We start from the raw sequence: 5097 nt of genomic DNA on the forward strand, positions 1-5097 counted from the left end.
ATAGAAAGGGTTGTGAATATATTATACTGAAAAAATAAATCGAAATAATATGAAAATTTTGTTTTGTCTTCGCTAATTGTATACTACATACACGTAAGACTACATACATCATGTTATCGACTTGTAAGGAGAGAAGAAAATGAAAAGTGTAAGATTACCATCGATGCTAGAAATTATTATTCTTTTATGCCTATTTCTTGCTGTCGTCTTTTCCTTCCAAACGATTTTTGATCTCCCAATTCAATTAGCGCTATTTATTTCATGGTTTTTAGTTATTGCGCTTGGATTAAGATTAGGATTTCGTTATCAAGAATTGCAAGATGCAATTACGAAAGGGATTTCTAATGGATTAGAAGCAATTCTTATTTTAGTTGCAGTTGGGGCTTTAATTGGAACGTGGATTGCTGGTGGGGTTGTACCTACATTAATTTATTATGGATTAGAATTCATTCACCCTAGCATATTCTTATTGGCAACTTTAATTATTTGTTCAATCACTTCTATCGCGACAGGAACATCATGGGGAACAGTTGGAACAGCGGGTATTGCTATGATGGCGATAGGTGAAGGGCTTGGATTACCACTTCCGCTTGTTGCGGGTGCAGTCCTTTCAGGAGCTTATTTCGGAGACAAATTATCACCACTTTCTGATAGCACAGTTCTTGCAGCTTCTATGGCGAAAGTAGATGTTATTGCTCACGTTCGAGCTATGCTCGTATTAGACGTTCCAGCTTATATTATTACCGGCATTATGTTTACTGTTGCTGGATGGATGTATGGTGGGGATAATGTAGATTTAAATAGAGTAGAGTTTTTAAAAGAATCTTTATTAAAGCACTTTGATATTAAAATATGGATGCTTGTTCCAGCGGTAATTGTTATTATGCTATTGGCGATGAAGAAACCATCTATGCCAACAATTGCTATGGGAGCTTTAATTGGTGCAATTTGGGCAACTCTTTTCCAAGGAATGCACTTTGGAGAGGCAATTGGAACAGCATATAACGGATTCTCAATTCAATCTGGTGTCGAGTTTGTCGATAAGTTATTAAACCGTGGTGGAATTAATGGTATGCTTGGTTCAGTAGCTGTTATTATTTTCGGCTTAGGTTTTGGTGGCTTACTTGAAAAGCTAGGTGTTCTAAAGGTAATTGTATCGAAATTTGAGAAAAAATTAAATTCTGCAGGGAATGTAACATTGTCTACATTAATCGTTGCGTTTTTAGCAAACATATTTGGTTGTGCGATGTACGTATCACTTATTTTAACGCCAAAAATTATGGAAGAAAGCTATGATAAATTAAAAATAGATCGCCGCGTATTAGCACGTAACTCAGAAGTAGGCGGAACTTTGACTTCTGGTATGGTTCCATGGTCTGATAATGGTATTTTTATGGCTGGTATTTTAGGTGTATCAACGTTATCATACGTTCCATTTATGTGGCTAAGCTTCGTATCACTCATTTTAGCAGTTATTTATGGATATACAGGCAAGTTCATTTGGTATGTAGATGATGCAGATAAAGGAAAGCAAGCATCATAAAAAATTACCTTCTGCGGTGGCGGAAGGTAATTTTTTTTATATGTATTAATGAGAATTCTTATCATTTGATAGAAAGTCTGTTAAAATAAAAGATGTAGGTATTTTATTTTCAAGGGGATGAAAAAATGGAGTACAGAATTGAAAGAGATACATTAGGAGAAATGAAAGTTCCAGCTGATAAATTATGGGCAGCACAAACGCAGCGCAGTAAGGAAAACTTTCCAATTGGAACAGAGCATATGCCACTTGAAATTGTAAAAGCATTTGCGATTTTAAAGAAGAGTGCAGCGCTTAGCAATCAAAAATTAGGAAAGCTATCAGAAGAGAAGACGCAAGCAATTGTGGAAGCTGCCGATGAAGTTATTGCAGGGAAATGGAATGAACATTTTCCACTTGTCGTATGGCAAACGGGTAGYGGTACACAATCRAAYATGAATGTRAATGAAGTAATTGCAAAYCGWGGGAATCAAATTTTGAAAGAWAAGGGATCTGACGTACATATTCATCCGAATGATGACGTGAACATGTCTCAAAGTTCAAACGATACGTTCCCAACAGCGCTTCATGTAGCGTGTGTAATCGCGGTAGAAAATCATGTATTACCGGCTATTACGAAATTAAAAGAAACCTTAGCAGAAAAAGTAACTGCATTTGAGCATATTATTAAAATCGGTCGTACGCATTTACAAGATGCAACACCTTTAACGTTAGGGCAAGAAATTAGCGGTTGGCACCGTATGCTTGAAAAAACAGAGCGTATGATTGCAGATAGCAATACATATATGAAAGAATTAGCAATTGGTGGTACTGCGGTTGGAACTGGAATTAATGCGCACCCTAAATTTGGTGAGATGGTAGCGGAAGAAATTAGTTTGTTTACAGGTAAACAATTTGTTTCTGCACCAAATAAATTCCATGCGTTAACGAGCCATGATGAAGTTGTATTTGCACATGGAGCATTAAAAGCATTAGCTGCTGATTTAATGAAGATAGCTAACGATGTGCGCTGGCTTGCAAGTGGTCCACGTAGTGGTCTTGGGGAAATTATTATTCCAGCTAATGAACCAGGAAGCTCTATTATGCCAGGTAAAGTAAATCCAACGCAAAGCGAAGCGCTAACAATGGTTGTAGCACAAGTGATGGGGAATGACACAACAATCGGATTTGCTGCGAGCCAAGGTAATTTTGAGCTAAACGTATTCAAACCAGTTATTGCWTAYAACTTCYTRCAATCYGCTCACTTATTAGCWGATGCAAYYGTTTCRTTTAATGATAAWTGTGCAGTTGGYATTGAAGCRGATGAAGAAGTAATTAAWGARAATGTRAATCGTTCATTAATGCTTGTAACAGCGCTAAACCCACATATCGGGTATGAAAATGCCGCGAAAATTGCGAAGCATGCCCATAAAGAAGGGTTAACTTTAAAAGAAGCAGCATTGCAATCTGGACTACTAACAGAAGAGCAATTTGATGAGATTGTAGATCCGAAAAAAATGATCGCTCCGAAAGAATAATAGAARARGCCAAGGTTCTTARTTTAGAATCTTGGCTTTTTTATCGCTCAAATAATCGCATTACTAACATCCCATTTCGTAAAACAATAAATGATAGCTAAAGGAAACTTTTGAATAGCCCGACTCCATTCTTGTCTAGCTTCCTCGTACTCACAATCATATCTTGTAATAATTTCACCTGTTAATCCTTCATAACTTAACTCATACATAATAAGCATCTTTCATTCATTTTGTGTAGTAGTTTGTTTTTCTAGAAATAGTGTATGTTCGTATCGTTTGTTTGTGATAAACAGGAGTATCTTTATGGAATGAAAAATAGGCTAACTAGAGGTTAGATAGCCTGAGGAGAGATTAATATTTAAACGGCGGTTCTGTTTGGATATAATATCCATTTTTGCGTGTCCAGTCCAATTTCACAAAAAACTGCCTCTATAGATTGTGTTTCAGAATTTTAATCTTAACATTATTCATTAGTGGGACTTATTGATTACTTTCATATTTGGACATTTTTCTTTTAATAGTGAGATGAATTTTTCTTCTTCCTGTGGGACGAAAGTTTTTACTGAGTCGAATAGGTTGTGAAAAATTTCGAATTGTTGTCTCGTCCATTTTTTCGAATGCAGCGATTTGCCGGAGTATGTAATATGACGTATATTATCAAACGGAATTTCAGTATGGAGTATGAAACCATGTTTAACAACAAGGGCAGATTCCGTTATTTTGTAGTGAGAAAAATAAAAAGAAGAGAGATTTACGATATTTAAGAGCATCATGAGAGTGAAAAAAATAGAATTCTCATTTTGAAAGAATAGAGAAATGAAAAAAACGACTAAAAACAATGAGATTAAAATGATATGAAATGGATTTTTTTTCGCTTTAAATTTCAAGTAAATCACCTCGGTATACCAGTCATTAAAATAATTAAATCACAATATTGTAATGAAACGTAAAAATATGCAACATTACATATTCTTACGTTTCATTATTCGTGTAAACTTTTTTTGATGGGGTAAATTTGAATGGAGTTTTCAAAAGTGGAGTTGCATAAAATGATTTGCAGAAAAAGTATTAAAGTAATAGTCATAATTAGTTGTATGRTGATTAGTGGTTGTTCAAATAGATTCGTTGAGGATGGAAATCGAAAACATGTATTTGTAAAAGCAAGTAAAGTTTTAGTAGAGGTTGTTTATAAAATATATAAAAGGTAAAAGGTGTTTTCGTATATGGAAACACCTTTTTTGTAGTTAAAATTGAATGCTGAAGTTTTGGAATGTGTGAATGCCGGTTCCATGTGGTTTGTAGCACTTAAATATTGAACAGCATATTTCACATCTTAATAATAAGTCGTTTCTAAAAACACATTCGCTGTTTGTTGGGATAAGTCCTTTTTATAACGTATAAATAGATATTTTTATAAAAGTTTGTAAAATAGGTAAACGAAATATTGAATTGTTTACTTTTGTTATGGTAAGATGATGGAGTGGTAATAAACGGTATCGTAATTTGTTTATGGTTTTAATAAACCTTTTGGAGGAATGTTTAGTATGAGTGATATTTCAGAGAAGTTTTGGGATGCGTCGATAGAGGAATTGAAGAAAGGGTATGTATTTGACGAGGAAGCAGAGGAGTATGTTTGTTTAGCTTGTGGAGAAACGTTTATTAAAGGGGTTATTTATCAAGAAAATCAAGTTTTGTATGAAGCAGAGAAGTTTGTACAGTTGCATATTCAAAATGAGCATACATCTATGTTTGAATATTTATTAAATCTTGATAAAAAGTTTACAGGCTTAACTGATTTGCAAAAGAAAATGGTTCAGTTTTTCCATATGGGACTTAACGATAAAGAGATTGTAAAAGAAATGGATGGCGGGAGCACATCGACGATTCGCAATCATCGATTTACATTGCGCGAGAAAATGAAGCAAGCGAAAGTRTTTTTAGCGTTAATGGAAYTGTCAGAARAAAAATCAAAAGTWCAAACKAAATTTGTACCGATTCATAGAACAGCTACGATGGTGGATGATAGATACAATATTACAG

At 34.5% G+C, this 5097-nt stretch carries 4 protein-coding genes and 1 pseudogene; 3 read left to right on the forward strand and 2 right to left on the reverse strand.

The features are described 5' to 3' along the window. The first annotated feature begins 139 nt into the window (after positions 1-139). On the forward strand, positions 140-1543 hold the full coding sequence (gene nhaC / locus AC1DJR_RS16835; protein ID WP_477003072.1) for a Na+/H+ antiporter NhaC: 1404 nt from the start codon (positions 140-142) through the stop codon (positions 1541-1543). Between the two features lie 125 nt (positions 1544-1668). Beyond that, complete coding sequence (gene fumC, locus AC1DJR_RS16840) at positions 1669-3057, forward strand: class II fumarate hydratase (RefSeq protein ID WP_477003073.1); 1389 nt, start codon at positions 1669-1671, stop codon at positions 3055-3057. 50 nt (positions 3058-3107) lie between these two features. Here the strand turns inward: fumC and AC1DJR_RS16845 are convergent. Continuing rightward, positions 3108-3266: pseudogene (locus tag AC1DJR_RS16845) on the reverse strand (FAD-linked oxidase); the annotation flags it as partial. 261 nt (positions 3267-3527) lie between these two features. Beyond that, a complete protein-coding gene (locus AC1DJR_RS16850; protein ID WP_193663030.1) occupies positions 3528-3953 on the reverse strand; it encodes a PH domain-containing protein in 426 nt (141 codons plus the stop codon). Positions 3954-4601: 648 nt separating this feature from the next. On the opposite strand from AC1DJR_RS16850, the gene AC1DJR_RS16855 reads away from it, so the two are divergent. Beyond that, the coding region (locus AC1DJR_RS16855; protein WP_477003074.1) for a helix-turn-helix transcriptional regulator at positions 4602-5097 on the forward strand (496 nt) is incomplete at its 3' end.

Source organism: Bacillus sp. 05T31, from assembly GCF_056396725.1.